The 15,782-nt window shown below is 65.7% G+C and carries 14 protein-coding genes; 3 read left to right on the top strand and 11 right to left on the bottom strand.

What is annotated here, in order from left to right; all coding sequences use genetic code 11:
• The gene (locus ABLE71_RS09695; protein WP_348783130.1) at positions 1-651 is read left to right on the top strand and encodes a methyltransferase; all 651 of its coding nucleotides are present in this window, start codon (positions 1-3) and stop codon (positions 649-651) included.
• A gap of 579 nt (positions 652-1,230) precedes the next feature.
• Here ABLE71_RS09695 and ABLE71_RS09690 read toward each other — a convergent pair.
• The 8 genes from ABLE71_RS09690 to ABLE71_RS09655 form a co-directional block, all read right to left on the bottom strand.
• A complete protein-coding gene (locus ABLE71_RS09690) occupies positions 1,231-1,629 on the bottom strand; it encodes a F0F1 ATP synthase subunit epsilon (RefSeq protein ID WP_348783129.1) in 399 nt (132 codons plus the stop codon).
• Between the two features lie 99 nt (positions 1,630-1,728).
• Positions 1,729-3,270: a F0F1 ATP synthase subunit beta gene (gene atpD / locus ABLE71_RS09685; protein WP_348783128.1), complete on the bottom strand. Its 1,542-nt coding sequence runs from the start codon at positions 3,268-3,270 to the stop codon at positions 1,729-1,731.
• 87 nt (positions 3,271-3,357) lie between these two features.
• On the bottom strand, positions 3,358-4,245 hold the full coding sequence (locus ABLE71_RS09680) for a F0F1 ATP synthase subunit gamma (RefSeq protein WP_348783127.1): 888 nt from the start codon (positions 4,243-4,245) through the stop codon (positions 3,358-3,360).
• A gap of 8 nt (positions 4,246-4,253) precedes the next feature.
• Entirely contained in the window at positions 4,254-5,783 is a 1,530-nt protein-coding gene (gene atpA, locus ABLE71_RS09675; RefSeq protein WP_348783126.1) for a F0F1 ATP synthase subunit alpha, read from the bottom strand.
• Complete coding sequence (locus ABLE71_RS09670) at positions 5,783-6,343, bottom strand: F0F1 ATP synthase subunit delta (RefSeq protein WP_348783125.1); 561 nt, start codon at positions 6,341-6,343, stop codon at positions 5,783-5,785. The genes atpA and ABLE71_RS09670 overlap by 1 nt, the downstream gene beginning before the upstream one ends.
• 235 nt (positions 6,344-6,578) lie before the next feature.
• Positions 6,579-6,974 (bottom strand): DUF4345 family protein, encoded by a 396-nt coding sequence (locus ABLE71_RS09665; RefSeq protein ID WP_348783124.1) that lies wholly within the window; start codon positions 6,972-6,974, stop codon positions 6,579-6,581.
• A gap of 90 nt (positions 6,975-7,064) precedes the next feature.
• Positions 7,065-7,670 carry an isoprenylcysteine carboxylmethyltransferase family protein gene (locus ABLE71_RS09660; RefSeq protein WP_348783123.1) on the bottom strand — a complete coding sequence of 202 codons (606 nt, stop codon included), beginning with the start codon at positions 7,668-7,670 and terminating at the stop codon, positions 7,065-7,067.
• Positions 7,671-7,743: 73 nt separating this feature from the next.
• Positions 7,744-9,951 carry a primosomal protein N' gene (locus ABLE71_RS09655; RefSeq protein WP_348783122.1) on the bottom strand — a complete coding sequence of 736 codons (2,208 nt, stop codon included), beginning with the start codon at positions 9,949-9,951 and terminating at the stop codon, positions 7,744-7,746.
• Between the two features lie 106 nt (positions 9,952-10,057).
• Here ABLE71_RS09655 and fsa point away from each other — a divergent pair, with 106 nt between their 5' ends.
• Positions 10,058-10,714, top strand: coding sequence for a fructose-6-phosphate aldolase (gene fsa / locus ABLE71_RS09650; RefSeq protein WP_348783121.1), 657 nt, complete (start codon positions 10,058-10,060; stop codon positions 10,712-10,714).
• Positions 10,715-10,723: 9 nt separating this feature from the next.
• A complete protein-coding gene (locus ABLE71_RS09645) occupies positions 10,724-11,530 on the top strand; it encodes a fumarylacetoacetate hydrolase family protein (protein WP_348783120.1) in 807 nt (268 codons plus the stop codon).
• Between the two features lie 19 nt (positions 11,531-11,549).
• Here the strand turns inward: ABLE71_RS09645 and ABLE71_RS09640 are convergent, their stop codons facing one another.
• The 3 genes from ABLE71_RS09640 to leuS are packed head-to-tail and all read right to left on the bottom strand — an operon-like array spanning position 11,550 to position 15,704.
• The gene (locus tag ABLE71_RS09640) at positions 11,550-12,518 is read right to left on the bottom strand and encodes a tripartite tricarboxylate transporter substrate binding protein (RefSeq protein WP_348783119.1); all 969 of its coding nucleotides are present in this window, start codon (positions 12,516-12,518) and stop codon (positions 11,550-11,552) included.
• A gap of 17 nt (positions 12,519-12,535) precedes the next feature.
• Positions 12,536-13,087, bottom strand: coding sequence for an LPS assembly lipoprotein LptE (gene lptE, locus ABLE71_RS09635; RefSeq protein ID WP_348783118.1), 552 nt, complete (start codon positions 13,085-13,087; stop codon positions 12,536-12,538).
• Positions 13,074-15,704 carry a leucine--tRNA ligase gene (gene leuS / locus ABLE71_RS09630; protein WP_348783117.1) on the bottom strand — a complete coding sequence of 877 codons (2,631 nt, stop codon included), beginning with the start codon at positions 15,702-15,704 and terminating at the stop codon, positions 13,074-13,076. Before leuS ends, lptE begins: the two co-directional genes overlap by 14 nt.
• Between the last annotated feature and the right edge of the window lie 78 nt (positions 15,705-15,782).

Genomic DNA, 15,782 nt, shown 5'->3' with positions numbered 1-15,782 from the left:
ATGAAGTGCACGCCGGAAAGGTTCGCGGAATTTATCCACGCCAACACGGCTTTCTCGACACCGCCTCATGTGCCGGAGATCGGGCTTTACCTCGCCGACGAGGCGCATGATCTCTGGCATCGCACCGAGGAAGAACTCGCCGGGATCGGCCTGCCGCCGCCCTTCTGGGCCTTCGCCTGGGCCGGCGGACAAGGGCTGGCGCGCTATGTACTCGACAACCCCGACACCGTGCGCGGCAGGAAGGTGCTCGACTTCGCCACCGGCTCCGGGCTGGTCGCCATCGCGGCGGCCAAGGCCGGCGCGGCGCATGTGCTCGCCGCCGACATAGACCCGTTCTGCGCGGCGGTCAGGCTGAATGCCGATGCCAACGGCGTCTTGCTCGAATTCGATTGCCGGGATTTCGTGGGTGAAAACAATGGCTTCGATGTCCTGCTCGCCGGCGACGTGTTCTACGATCGTGCCTTCGCCGAGCGGCTGATCCCGTGGTTCGCACAACTGTCCGCAACCGGCACGACCGTCCTCGTCGGTGACCCCGGCCGCTCCTACCTGCCGCGCGAACGGCTGACCAAACTGGCCGAATATCAGGTGCCGGTGACCCGCGCGCTGGAGGATGCGGAGGTCAAGCGCACGACGGTCTGGCGGTTCAGATAAGCCGCGCTTCAACGCCGCCACGCCCTGCTTTCGCAGTCTGGCTTTCTCAAAAAACGCTCTTCGCCGCCGGGAAGAGAAGTCGGGAAGCGGGGCACGGGGCCGAGCCTCTCAAATATTTAGTACGTGGCGCGAACCCCGCGCCCCGCCGGCGATTTCTGTTTCCGTCCGTTCCGCTGCGCGTGGCCGGTTCTGACGGGGTCAGGCATTTGCGCCCGGCACGTCGCGGGCAGGCCGCAAAGCCACGCCCTTCCCCGGTCCCGCCTATGTGCTCGTCCAGCACGCACCGCGCGTAGTGGCGGCAGGGGAACCCTTGGACAGAACCTCCCCGGGCAGCGGCCACGTTAGCCAACCACCGGAGGCGCCGTCTCCTCCCCACCTGACCACCGTCGCGACCGGCGTTCCCGCAGGAGGAGCAAGCGAAGTATCGCCTATGGCGGACCGGCGTGGAGAAACAAGCCCTATTATTTTTCACTATCAAACGAAATCAATGGGTTGGCGGATGCATCTCTCCACGCTCCGCAAACAAAAAAGCGAGGCCAGAGCCTCGCTTGATTGGTACCTGTCCAGCCCGCGCTTGGCTTAAAGCGCGGCTTCCAGCGTGGTGAGGTGGCTGAGATATTGCTCGGCCTTGGTGCGGGTCATGTCGTCCTTGGCGTCGGCGACATCCTCGCGCGCGTCCTGGATACGTTTGGCGAGATTATCGCGGTCGATGGAATTTACCGCCACCGCCGATTCGGCAAGCAGAGTGCAGCCGGAGGGCAGGATGTCGGCGAAACCGCCGAACACGCAGTAGCGCTCGGTAGCGCCGGCGGCCGTCTTCACTGTGACGACACCCGGCTTGATCGTGGTCATCACCGGCGCGTGGTTCGCCATGACGGTCATCTCGCCTTCCGCGCCTGGAATGACGACGAACTCAACCTGCTCCGAGACGAGCAGGCGCTCAGGCGAGACGAGTTCGAACTGGAAAGCTTCAGCCATGCAATTTAGTGAGTAGGGAGTAGGGAGTAGTGAGTAGTGGCCCGTTCAACAGGCACACAATATCACTACTGACTACTCACTACTCCCTACTCCCTCATTTTACGCCGCTTCCGCGGCCAGCTTCTGCGCCTTGGCGACCGCCATGTCGATGCCGCCGACCATGTAGAAGGCGGCTTCCGGCAGGTGATCGTACTCGCCATTGACGAGGCCCTTGAAGCTCTTGATCGTGTCTTCGAGCGGCACGAGCTGGCCCGGCGAGCCGGTGAACACCTCGGCGACGAAGAAGGGCTGCGACAGGAAGCGCTCGATCTTGCGCGCACGTGCCACGGTCACCTTGTCCTCTTCCGACAGCTCGTCCATGCCCAGGATGGCGATGATATCCTGCAGCGACTTGTAGCGCTGCAGCGTCTCCTGCACCTTGCGGGCGACCGTGTAGTGCTCCTCGCCGACGATCATCGGGTCGAGCATGCGCGAGGTCGAGTCGAGCGGATCGACCGCCGGGTAGATACCCTTTTCCGAGATGGCGCGGTTGAGCACGGTCGTCGCGTCCAAGTGCGCGAAGGACGTGGCCGGCGCCGGATCGGTCAAGTCGTCGGCGGGCACGTAGATGGCCTGCACCGAGGTGATCGAACCCTTGTTGGTGGTGGTGATGCGTTCCTGCATCTGGCCCATGTCGGTGGCGAGCGTCGGCTGATAGCCCACCGCCGACGGGATGCGGCCGAGCAGAGCCGACACTTCCGAACCCGCCTGCGTGAAGCGGAAGATGTTGTCGACGAAGAACAGCACGTCCTGGCCCTGGTCGCGGAAATGCTCGGCGATGGTGAGGCCGGACAGGGCGACGCGGGCGCGGGCTCCCGGCGGCTCGTTCATCTGGCCGAACACCAGCGCGCATTTGGAGCCTTCGGTCGAACCGTTGTTCTCGTGCGGGTCCTTGTTGACGCCCGATTCGATCATCTCGTGATAGAGGTCGTTGCCCTCGCGGGTGCGCTCGCCAACGCCGGCGAACACCGAATAGCCGCCATGCGCCTTGGCGACGTTGTTGATCAGTTCCTGGATCAGCACGGTCTTGCCGACGCCGGCGCCGCCGAACAGTCCGATCTTGCCGCCGCGGGCGTAGGGCGCCAAGAGGTCGACGACCTTGATGCCGGTTACGAGAATCTGCGCCTCGGTCGACTGGTCGACATAGGGAGGCGCGTCCTGGTGGATGGCGCGGCGCGACTTGGTGACGACCGGGCCGGCCTCGTCGACCGCCTCGCCGATGACGTTCATGATGCGGCCGAGCGTCTCGTCGCCGACCGGCACCGTGATCGGGGACCCCGTATCATAGACCGCCTGGCCACGAACCAGACCTTCGGAAATGTCCATGGCGATGCAGCGAACGGTGTTCTCGCCGAGGTGCTGGGCGACTTCGAGAACGAGGCGGTTGTCGCCGTTCATGGTCTCCAGCGCGTTCAGGATCTTCGGCAGGTCGCCGTCGAAATGCACGTCGACCACGGCGCCGATGACCTGCGCGACACGGCCGGCCTCGCCCTTTGCGCCCATCGCGGTGGAGGGCTTGAACGCTGCCTTGGCGCTTGTCGCCTTCTTCGCTTCGGGAGCCTTGTCGGCCGCGGCGGCCTTGGGGGTAGCTGCTTTCGCCATCTTCGTGCCTCTTTGTCTCTCTGTCTGTCTCTTTACCAGAGCATCGGATCCAACCGAAAACCGCTTCGCACTTTTCGGTCCGATGCTCTAGAGCGCTTCCGCGCCCGAGATAATCTCGATGAGTTCCTTGGTGATCTGCGCCTGGCGCTGACGGTTGTAGGTGATGGTCAGCTTGTTGATCATGTCGCCGGCGTTGCGCGTGGCATTGTCCATTGCGCTCATCTTGGCGCCCATCTCGCCGGCGGCGTTCTCAAGAAGCGCGCGGAAAACCTGCACCGAGATGTTGCGCGGGATGAGGTCCGACAGGATCTCGCCCGGCTCCGGCTCGTATTCGTAGACGGCGTTGCCGCCCGCCGCTTCCGGCTCGCTGGACGCGACAAGCGCCGCGGCGGGGATGATCTGGAGCGCGGTCGGGATTTGCGAGATGACCGACTTGAACTCGGAATAGAACAGCGTGCAGACGTCGAACCCGCCCTGGTTGAAGAGGTGGATGATCTTGCGTGCGATATCGTCGGCATGGACGAAGCCCAGCGTCTTGGCCTCGCGCAGGTCGACGCGCTCGATGATGAGCGAAGCGAAGTCGCGGCGGAGGATGTCGAAACCCTTCTTGCCGACGCAGATGATCTTGACCGTCTTGCCCTGGCCCTGGAGGCGGCGGATATGGTCGCGCGCGAAACGCGCGATCTGGCTGTTGAAGCCGCCGCACAGGCCTCGCTCGGCGGTGCAGACGACGAGCAGATGCGTATCGTCCTTGCCGGTGCCGGTCATCAATGCCGGCGCGTCGCCGCCGCCGCCGACCGCCTGCGCGATGTTGGCGAGCACCGCGCCCATGCGCTGCGAATAGGGACGCGCCGCCTCGGCGGCCTCCTGCGCGCGGCGCAGCTTCGCCGCGGCGACCATCTGCATCGCCTTGGTGATCTTCTGCGTCGCCTTGACCGAGGCGATCCGGTTGCGGAGGTCTTTTAGCGAGGCCATGCGTCAGCTCAGGCGAAGTTTTTCGCGAACGTGTCGATATGGCCCTTCAGCTTGGCCCGCGTGTCGTCGCTGATCTGCTTGTCCGTGCGGATCGCGTCGAGCACGTCCTTGCCGTCCGAACGCATATGCGCCAGCAGGCCCTGCTCGAACTTGCCGACCTGGTTGACCGCGAGCTTGTCGAGGTAGCCGTTGACGCCGGCGAAGATGACCACGACCTGCTCCTCGGTCTTCAGCGGCGAGAATTGCGGCTGCTTGAGGAGTTCGGTCAGGCGCGCGCCGCGGTTCAAGAGACGCTGCGTGGCGGCGTCGAGGTCGGAGCCGAACTGCGCGAAGGCGGCCATCTCGCGATACTGCGCGAGTTCGCCCTTGATCGAGCCGGCGACCTGCTTCATCGCCTTGATCTGCGCCGACGAACCGACGCGCGACACCGACAGGCCGACGTTCACGGCGGGACGGATGCCCTGGAAGAACAGGTTGGTCTCGAGGAATATCTGGCCGTCGGTGATCGAGATGACGTTCGTCGGAATATACGCCGACACGTCGTTGGCCTGCGTCTCGATGACCGGCAGCGCGGTGAGCGAGCCGTTGCCGTTGTCGTCGTTGAGCTTGGCGGCGCGCTCGAGCAGGCGCGAATGCAGGTAGAAGACGTCGCCCGGATAGGCTTCGCGGCCCGGCGGGCGGCGCAGCAGGAGCGACATCTGGCGGTAGGCGACGGCCTGCTTGGACAGGTCGTCATAGGCGATCACGGCGTGCATGCCGTTGTCGCGGAAATATTCGCCCATGGCGCAGCCGGCGAACGGCGCCAGGAACTGCATGGGCGCCGCATCGGACGCGGTCGCGGCGACGATGATCGAATAATCGAGCGCGCCGCGCTCTTCGAGCACCTTTACAAACTGCGCGACGGTGGAACGCTTCTGGCCGATGGCGACATAGACGCAGTAGAGCTTGGCGCTCTCGTCGTCGCCGTCGTTGAGCGACTTCTGGTTCAGGAAGGTGTCGAGGATGATGGCGGTCTTGCCGGTCTGGCGGTCGCCGATGACCAGCTCGCGCTGGCCGCGGCCGATCGGGATCAGCGCGTCGATGGCCTTGAGGCCGGTCGACATCGGCTCATGCACGGACTTGCGCGGGATGATGCCGGGCGCCTTGACGTCGACGCGGCGGCGCTCGTCCGACTTGATCGGGCCCTTGCCGTCGATCGGGTTGCCGAGCGCGTCGACGACGCGGCCGAGCAGGCCCTTGCCGACCGGCACGTCCACGATGGAACCGGTGCGCTTGACGATGTCGCCTTCCTTGATGTCGCGGTCGGCGCCGAAGATGACGATGCCGACATTGTCGCTTTCGAGGTTCAGCGCCATGCCGCGGATGCCGCCGGGGAACTCGACCATCTCGCCGGCCTGGACGTTGTCGAGGCCGTAGACGCGGGCGATGCCGTCGCCGACCGACAGCACCTGGCCGACTTCGGAAACCTCGGCTTCCTTGCCGAAATTCTTGATCTGGTCCTTAAGGATTGCGGAGATTTCCGCGGCGCGGATGTCCATCAGCCGACCTCTTTCAGTGCAAGCTTGAGCGAATTGAGTTTTGTCTTGAGCGACGTATCGATCTGGCGCGAGCCGATCTTGACGACGAGGCCGCCGAGCAGCGTCGGATCGACGGTGGCGGCGATCGTCACGTCCTTGCCGGTGACGCCCTTGAGCGTCGCCTTGAGCTCGTCGCGCTGCGCGTCCGACAGCGGATGCGCGGAAGTCACGTCGGCGGCCACCTCGCCGCGCGCGGCGGCGGCGATGGCGCGGAAGGCCTTGATCATGGCCGGAATGGCGAAGAGGCGGCGGTTCCTGGCGACGACGCGCAGGAAGTTGCCGACCAGCCCGCCGATCTCCGCCTTGTCGGCGATGGCGGCGACGGCCTTGAACTGCTCCTCGGCCGAGAAGACCGGGCTCCGGATCATGCGGGTGAGGTCGTCGCTTTCGGCAAGCAGCGCCTCGAAACGGCCGAGATCGGCCTCGACCCGGTCGACGGTGCTGGACTGGACGGCAAGCTCATAGAGCGAGCCCGCATAGCGTTCGGCAATACCGGAGACTGGCGAACTGGACTGTGCCACTGATCGTCTTTTCTCTGTCTGGCCCGGCCGCGGGTTTCATCTGGCTAGCGCTTGCGCTGGCTAAGTCCCTGGCCTTATTGGATTTTCCTCGGCCTGAGCGTACGCGCTCCGCATCCCCCTGCCGAAAGTCGATTGCCGTCTAGCACAGGCCTTTCGAGACCGCAACACGTTGGCGGGCAGGCATTCCGGCACTTTTGTCGCAGTGTGGAAACGGGCCCGCCGAGGGCCGCCGGAATCACGCCACCATTCCCAGCGCAAAGGCGAGCGCCAGCGCCGCGAGGACGAGGTCGAGCACCAGCCAGAGCCAGTTGGAAAGACCGGTTCCCCGATCCGACATCATCGACACGATGCGGCCGAAGGCGGTGAACAGCCAGGCGAAGCCGAGCGCCATGTAGAGCAGCGGCTGGGCGAGCAGCAGAGCCGACAGGCCGAGCCCAAGGTAGAAGCCGGCCAGATTGGCGCGCGCGGCCGCGTAGGCTTCGGGACGCTCGGGCTTCGGCGCCAGGCGCAGCATTCTGAACGACAGGCCGGGCGCGAACAGGAGGAGGACGCCGAGCAGCACCGTGACCGCGGCGGAAACCCAAGCCAGCCATTCGCCCTGCGTGACCGGCCACGGAAATGCGAATTCCACGGGCGTCGCCTCCTTCGATTCGCGGGAGAGACTATCCGATGCGACCCGCGCTGTCGCGGGAGGCGGCGTCGAGGCTCGGAAAGTCGTGAGTCAGAAAAGCGTGAACAGGATCGGCAGGCGGCCCGCTTCCTGAAGATGCTCGATCAGTTCGATCGCCGGAAACGCGGCGAGGAAGAACAGGCCGTCGAGGAAGGTCCGCCTGAGCGCGACGGGCGAGAAGGTAACTTCGTCGGCATCGCGATAGAGCAAAGGTTTGGGCCAGAACAGCGGCGTTTCGCGTGCATAGTCGCGGTACCCGTCGCCGAACAGCGACTCGAGATATCTCGCCTCCTTCTCCGCCGTGACGACAAGAACGAGATACGCGGCAAGTCCAAGCGCAAGCGCCAGCATGAAGGAACCGACGAAAAGCCCGATGCCGACCGCGCCAATCACCGAGAAGACGTAGAGGGGATTGCGGGTCACGGAATATGGTCCCGCGGTCACCAGTTCCTCGTTCTTCTTCGCACCGATGTAGAGGATGCTCCACATCCGCCCGGCGATGCAGACGAGCACCAGCGCCAGCGCGATCAGTTCGACCCCTTCGTGGCCGTCGCCAGCCAGTGCCGGATGGGCAAACAGCAGCGCGCCGATCAACAAGAAGCCCCCTGCCTGAAGAATCCGGATACGCACTCTCTGGTTGACAGGCTTGCGGGACATTGCAACTCGGCTGAGGGATTTGAACAGCGCCTCCCATCCGCCCGGTTTGCAGCGAATTTGCGGCAATGCTTCCTTACAAGAAGCTCTGCGGGTCGATGTCGACGGCGACGCGCACCGAGCCGCTGATTTTCGGGCCGGCGGCGAGCATCGCCCTTATGTAGCCCTGCATGTCGGATCGCCGCTCGCCATGCACCAGCAGGCGGAAGCGGTGGCGGCCGGCGATGAGCGCCAGCGGCGCCTCGGCGGGGCCGAGCACCTGGATGTCGGCTGACGCGGGCGCGGCGCGGCGCAGGGCCCGCGCATGGCTCTCCGCCTCGGCGCGCGTGGCGGCGCTGACGATGATGCCGGCGAGCCGCCCGAAAGGCGGCAGGCCGACCTTTTCGCGTTCGGCGATCTCGCGCCGGTAGAAGGTCTCGGCGTCGCCCGAGACGATCGCGCGCATGACCGGGTGATCGGGCTGGTAGGTCTGCAGAAGGCCGAGGCTCGTCTTGCCGGTGCGCCCTGCCCGGCCGGTGACCTGGCTGAGCAACTGGAAAGTACGCTCGGCGGCGCGCGGGTCGCCGTTCGCCAGGCCGAGGTCGGCATCGACGATGCCGACAAGCGTCATGTTGGGGAAATTATGCCCCTTGGCGACGAGCTGCGTGCCGATGACGATGTCTGCCTCGCCCTTGGCGATGGCTTCGAGTTCGAGCCTGAGCCGCCTGACGCCGCCCAACAGGTCAGACGACAGCACAATCGTCCGCGCGTCCGGAAAATGGCCGACGACCTCTTCCGCGACGCGTTCGACGCCGGGACCGCAGGCGACCAGATGGTCGAAGGTGCCGCATTCCGGGCAGGCGTCGGGACGCTTCTCGTGATGGCCGCAATGGTGGCAGACAAGCTGACCGCGAAAACGGTGCTCGACCAGCCAGCTCGAACAGTCCGGACACTGGAAACGATGTCCGCAGACGCGGCAGAGCGTCAGCGGCGCGTAACCGCGCCGGTTGAGGAAGAGCAAAGACTGCTCGCCGCGCTCCAGCGTCTTGCGGACCTCCGCAAGAAGCACGGGCGACAAGAAACCGCCGCGAGCCGGCGGGGCGCGGCGCAGGTCGATCGCCTTGAGATCGGGCAGTGCGGCCTCGGCAAAACGTGCCGGCAGGACGGCTCTGATGTAGCGCCCCTGGTCGGCATTCACCCGGCTTTCGATCGACGGCGTCGCTGAGGCGAGCACGACAGGAAAACCGCCGATGCGGCCGCGCACCACCGCCATGTCGCGCGCATTGTAGGAGACGCGGTCCTCCTGCTTGTAGGCGGGGTCATGCTCCTCGTCGACGACGATGAGGCCGAGCGCCTGGAACGGCAGGAAGAGTGAGGAGCGGGCGCCGGCAACGACGCGGATGCTGCCTTCGGCCACCTGACGCCAGACGCGCTCGCGCATGCGCGGCGGAACGTCGGAGTGCCATTCGGCGGGTTTAGCCCCGAACCTGTCCTGAAACCTCTCGAGGAAAGCGTGCGTCAGCGCGATCTCCGGCAGCAGGATCAGCACCTGCCGGCCCTTGTCCAAGGCAGCGGCGACCGCCTCGAAATAGACTTCGGTCTTGCCGGATCCGGTGACGCCATCGACCAGCGTCACGCCCGGCCCGCCCTTTTCGACGGCGGCGCGCAGCATATCGGCAACGGCCTTCTGGTCGGGCGAAAGCTCCGGCTGGGCGTAGCCGGTGTCGGGCGCCGCGACGACCGGGCGCGGCGGGATCATGACCGTCTCGAAGACGCCCTGGTCCCTCAGCCCGTCGATGACGGTCGAGGAGACGCCGGCGGCGTGCGCCAGACCGGAGCGGGTCCAGGCGAAGCCGTCGTTCGAGGCCTTGAGCACGCGGGCGCGGGCGGCCGTCATCCTGTCGGGCAGGATTTCCGTGCGCTGCAGGCCTTCCGTCCAAGGCTCCGGATCGAAGGCGGCGGGTGCGCGCAAGAGCATGCGGGCGACCATGCCGGGCGCCGACAGCGTGTAGGCCGAGATCCAGTCGACGAAACGGCGAGTTTCCTCGTCGATCGGCGGGCAGTCGAAGACCTCCGAGATCGGCTTCAGCTTCCTTGGATCGACAGGATCGGCCGCGCTGTCCCAGACGACACCCGCCACCTCGCGGGGGCCGAGCGGCACGCGCACGATCGAGCCCGCAACGACATCCATGCTGTCGGGAACCGCATAGGTGTATGGCCGCTCCGCCGGCATTGGCACCAGCACCGGCGCCGAGCGCAAGCGGACAGGTGCTGGTTTCTGAGCCTCTCGCGAATCGTCTTTCATGGCGCGTGACCTTGCCCCGAGTTTCGGCTAGAGCAAAGGCCGGCAGCCGCCGGATAACTCTGGGCGGGCACGAAGATGCTGGCACGAAGATGCTAAGGAGACGGCCATGAAGTTTTTCGCCGACACAGCCGACGTCAAGGAAATCCGCGAGCTCAACGACCTCGGTCTGCTCGATGGCGTCACCACCAACCCGTCCCTGATCCTGAAATCCGGCGGCAACATCACCGAGGTTACCAAGGAAATCTGTTCGATCGTCGCCGGGCCGGTTTCGGCCGAGGTCGTCGCCACCGAATACAGCCAGATGATGAAAGAGGCCGAGGTTCTCGCCAAGATCGCCGACAACATCTGCATCAAGGTGCCGCTGACGCTGGACGGACTGAAGGCCTGCCGCACCATCCGCACCGAGATGAAGCGCATGGTCAACGTGACGTTGTGTTTCTCCGCCAATCAGGCGCTGCTCGCCGCCAAGGCCGGCGCCTCCTTCATCTCGCCTTTCGTCGGGCGCATCGACGATACCGGCTCGGACGGCATGGAGCTGATCTCCGAGATCAGGCAGATCTACGACAATTACGATTATCAGACCGAGATCCTCACCGCTTCGGTGCGCACCGTGAACCATGTGAAGCAGGCCGCGCTGATCGGCGCGGATGTCATCACGGCGCCGCCCGCCACGCTGCGCGCGCTGGTCAGCCATCCGCTGACCGACAAGGGGCTCGCAGCCTTCCTCGCCGACTGGGCCAAGACGGGCCAGAAAATCGGCTGATTTCCCGGTATGGACGCCGCAGCGATTGCCAAAACCGTGCTCGCGGCGATCGACGGCGGCGGCCAGGCCGAGCCGTTCACGGCGAAGGACGCAGCTTTTTCGGAGGCTGACGCCTATGCGGTGACGGCGCGGCTGCGGGAACTCAGGACCGCCCGCGGCGAAAAGCCGGTCGGCCGCAAGATCGGCTTCACCAACCGCAACATCTGGGCAGAATACGGCGTCTTCCAGCCTATCTGGGGCGACCTCTACGATACGACCGTGCGCGACGTGACGCCGGGCGACCGGGTCGAGGTGTCCCAGTTGCCCGAACCGCGCATCGAACCGGAGATCGTGCTCGGGCTCGAACGCGATCTTTCACCGGGCATGAGCGTCCAGGAAATCGCCGGTTCCATCGGCTGGGTGGCGCACGGCTTCGAATTCGTGCAGTCGATCTTTCCGGAATGGCGTTTCCGGGTCGCCGATTGCGTCGCCGACGGCGGCCTCCACGGGCGGCTGTTCGTCGGGCCGAGATGGCAACTGGCGGCGCGGCAGCGCGAGACCCTGGCGAGCGACCTTTCGGCCTTGACGATCCGGCTGAGCAGAAATGGGGAATTCGCCGACGCCGGCACCGGCGCGAATGTGCTGGACGGGCCGGTACAGGCGCTGGCGCATCTTGTCGCGGTGCTCGGCAAGGACCGGCTGAACCCGCCGCTCGGCGCCGGCGAGATCGTGACGACGGGGACGCTTACCCGCGCGTTTCCGGTTGTGCCCGGCGAGCGCTGGGCAACCGAGATCGAGGGCTTCGACCTGCCGGGTCTTTCGGTCGAGATAGGCTGAGGCTCAAGGCCTGCGTCCGTCAGTCCAGCTGGATCTTGGCGGCGGCCGCGGCGCGGCGCATGCGGGCGAGTTCGTGCGCGATCTGAGCCTTGAACGCCTCGGGAGAATTGCCGACCACGATGGCTTGCTGGGCAACGAGCTTGTCGTTCACTTGCGGCAACGCAAGCGCCTCGGCAAGCGCCTCACTCAGCTTCCTTACGACGGAAGCCGGCGTGCCCTCAGGCGCGACCAGCCCGAAGAACGCCATCCAGTTCATGTCTTCCAGTCCGGCCTCGGCGAAGGTCGGCACGTCGGGCAAGGCCGCAATCCGCGCCTCGCCGGATACGGCGAGCGGACGCAGGCTTCCGCTCTCAACGAGCGGAAGCGAGGTCGGCAAATTGTCGTACACGAGTTGGACCTGGCCGCCGACGACATCGGTCAGAGCCGGACCGATGCCCTTGTAGGGGACGTGGACGATGTCGGCGCCCGTCGCCTGCTTGAACTGCTCGCCGAGCAGGTGGCTGACCGAGCCATTGCCGGCCGAAGCGTAGGAGAATTCGCCGGGATGAGCGCGGGCAAAATCGATGAAGGCGGCTATGTCGGAGGTTTCGACCGACGGATTGACTGACATGATGTTCGGCACTTCGGCGACGTTGCCGATCGGCACGAGGTCGTCGACCACGTCGAAAGCGAGGCTTTTGTATACTGCGGGATTGATCGCCAGCGTCGAGGCGGTGCCCATGCCGATCGTGTAGCCGTCGGGCGGCGCTTTCGCGATCGCCGCCGTGCCGATCGACCCGCCGGCGCCCGCGCGATTTTCCACCACCACGGGCCGACCGAGCACCTGACGCAGCCCTTCGGCGACGATGCGGCCGATCGCGTCGGTCGAGCCGCCGGGCGCGAATGGCACGATCATGATGATGGGCCTGGAGGGGTAGGCATCCTCGGCGGCGGCAGGCGCGGCAAGCGCAAGCGCACCAACGAGCAGAACCGCCGCGATCCGTTCCACTGCCGCGGCCGGACCGCCTACTTCGACAGCTGCTGGGCGATTGCCAGGTTCAGCAGTTCGGCAAGCTCGCGGGCGGCGCGATCCTCGGCGTTGAGGCGGGCGCGGTAGGCGGCGAACTCCTGGCGGGGGACATCGTAGGACGACATGATCTGGCGACGGCCGGTGGCCACCACCTCGCCGTTCGTCGTACCGGCGAGCGAATAGTTCGCGGTCATGGTGACCGTGCCTGCCGTGGGTTCATTGTCGTCGCCGACCTGCACGACCGCGCCGGACTGATGCACGGCGGTGACGACGAGGTTGAGCGTGTAGGCGGCAACGGCGGGCTGGCCGGCGCCGCGGTTGAACAGGAAGATCAGGTGGTTACGCACCTGCTGCGCGTAACGCTGCTCGACCGGCTTGATGGCGATCGACGAAAGGTCGGCCGTGACGCCCGCCTGGACGCCGTCGGAGGACGGATTGGAATAGAGCGGCTTGACCGTGCAGGCGGCGCCCAGGGGCAAGGCAAGCACGAGCGCGACAGCGGCGGCGCGGCGAGACGCTCTCGGCAAGGACCAATCAGACGACGACATTGACGATCCTCTGCGGCACGACGATCACCTTGCGCGGCTTCTTCCCCTCGAGGGCCTTGCGCACGACATCGAGTTCGAGCGCGGCCTTCTCCACGGCACCTTGGTCCGCGTCGCGGGCGATTGTCAAATCCCCCCGCTTCTTGCCGTTGATCTGGACCGGCATGACGATCTCGCTGTCCACGGTAAGCGCCGGGTCGAAGGCCGGCCACGGCTTGTCGGCGGCGAGGCCCTTGCCGTCCAGCGCCGCGAAACATTCTTCCGCCAGATGCGGCATCATCGGCGCGATCATGATGACCAGCATATCGAGCGCCTGGCGCGCCGCGCCTTTCATCTCGGCCGAGGCCTTGCCGGCGGCGATATCGGCGAGCGGCGGCTGCAACACGTTGGTGAGTTCGTAGATGCGCGCCACGGCCTTGTTGAAGCCGAGCCGCTCGATCTCCTCGCCGACCGCCTTGACCGTCTTGTGCGCCGCCTTGGAGATCAAGCCGGCCTCGCCTTCGCGCGCGGCCTTGGGCGCCACGCCGGAAAGCGCCGGCGCGGCTTCCGAAACCAGGCGCCACAGGCGCTGCACGAAACGGTGCGCGCCCTCGACGCCCGCCTCTGTCCAGATCACATCGCGCTCGGGCGGCGAATCGCTGAGCATGAACCAGCGCGCGGTGTCGGCGCCGTAGCTGCCGATGATGTCGTCGGGGTCGACGACGTTCTTCTTCGACTTCGACATCTTCTCGATCGAGCCGATCTCGATCGGCGTGCCGTCGGAAAGCAGGAAGGCTTTGCGCGAGCCGTCGAAATCCTCGACCTTGACCTCGGCGGGAGTGACCCATCCGTCCGGCCCCTTGTAGGTCTCGTGCACGACCATGCCCTGGGTGAACAGGCCCTCAAACGGTTCCTCGACCGCGTTGAGATGTCCCGTGGCCTTCATGGCGCGGGCGAAGAAGCGCGAATAGAGGAGGTGCAGGATCGCGTGCTCGATGCCACCAATATACTGGTTGACCGGAAGCCAGCCGCCCTTGCCGTCGACGCAGGACAGCGTCGTCGGCGCCGTCTCGTTCCACGGGTCGGTGAAACGGGCGAAATACCATGACGAATCGACGAAAGTGTCCATCGTGTCGGTGTCGCGACGCGCATGCTTGCCGCATCGCGGGCAGTCGACATGTTTCCATGTTGGGTGATGGTCGAGCGGGTTGCCGGGCTTGTCGAAGCTGACGTCGATCGGCAGCTCGACCGGCAATTGCGCGTCCGGAACCGGCACCGCGCCGCAGGCGTCGCAGTGGATGACCGGGATCGGGCAACCCCAGTACCGCTGGCGCGAGATGAGCCAGTCGCGCAGGCGGAACTGCACCTTGCGCTCGGCAACCGGCCTGCCGCCGATGGTGACGCCCGAAAGCCGCACGGCCACCTCGTCGAACGCCTCCTTGGGCTTCAGCCCATCGAGGAAGCGCGAATTGATCATCAACCCATCCCCGACATACGCCTCCTCGAGAATGCGAAAGTCGACGGCGTATTCGCCTTCGGGCAGGACCACCGGGATGACCGGCAGGCCGTATTTGTTGGCGAAGTCGAGGTCGCGCTGGTCGCCCGACGGGCAGCCGAAGATGGCGCCCGTGCCGTAGTCCATGAGCACGAAATTCGCCACGTAGACAGGCAGCGTCCAGTTCGGATCGAACGGATGGACGACACGGATGCCGGTGTCGAAACCCTTCTTCTCGGCGGTTTCGATCTCGACGGCAGAGGTGCCGCCGTGACGGATGTCCTCGATGAAGGCGGCAAGTTTCGGATTGCCCTCCGCCGCCCTTTTGGCGAGCGGATGGTCGGCGGCGATCGCCATGAAGGAGGCGCCGAAGATCGTGTCGGGACGGGTCGTGTAGACTTCGAGCTCGGCGGCGCCCGCCGCCGACGGATCGGCGATCTCCCAGCGGATCAGCAGGCCCTCCGAGCGGCCGATCCAGTTCGCCTGCATCAGCTTGACCTTGTCGGGCCATTTGGGAAGCGTGTCGAGACTGTCCAGCAGCTCCTGCGACATCGACGTGATCTTGAAGAACCACTGCGTCAGGTCACGGCTCTCGACCAGAGCGCCGGAGCGCCAGCCGCGCCCGTCGATGACCTGCTCGTTGGCGAGCACGGTCATGTCCTCGGGGTCCCAGTTGACCTTGGCCGACTTGCGCTCGGCCAGCCCCGCCTTCCAGAAGTCGAGGAACATCTTCTGCTGGTGCTTGTAGTACGACGGATCGCAGGTCGCGATCTCCCGCGCCCAATCGAGCGACAGGCCCATCACCTTGAGCTGCGCCTTCATCGCCTCGATGTTCTGGTAGGTCCAGGAGCGCGGGTTGACGCCGCGGTCGCGGGCGGCGTTCTCGGCCGGCAGGCCGAAGGCGTCCCACCCCATCGGGTGCAGCACGTTGTAGCCCAGCGCGCGGCGGTGGCGCGCCACCACGTCGCCCATCGTATAGTTGCGGACATGGCCCATATGGATGCGCCCCGACGGATAGGGGAACATCTCCAGCACGTAATATTTGCGGCGCGGATCGTCGTTCTTCGTCTCGAAGAGCTTTGCCGCGTCCCAGGCTTTCTGCCATCTGGGTTCGGCCGCGCGGGGGTTATATCGTTCGGTTGCCATGACCGGTATTTCACTTAAAGAAGAGCAAGCGATCTCCGTCGGCTCGCCGGCGGAGCGGGAATATCGGGGCGGACCTTC

Origin of the sequence: Mesorhizobium sp. KR9-304, assembly GCF_040049215.1 — a bacterium.
GTDB lineage: Bacteria > Pseudomonadota > Alphaproteobacteria > Rhizobiales > Rhizobiaceae > Mesorhizobium_K.
Note: the sequence above shows the minus strand (reverse complement) of the source record. Positions and strands in the feature narration are given on the sequence as shown.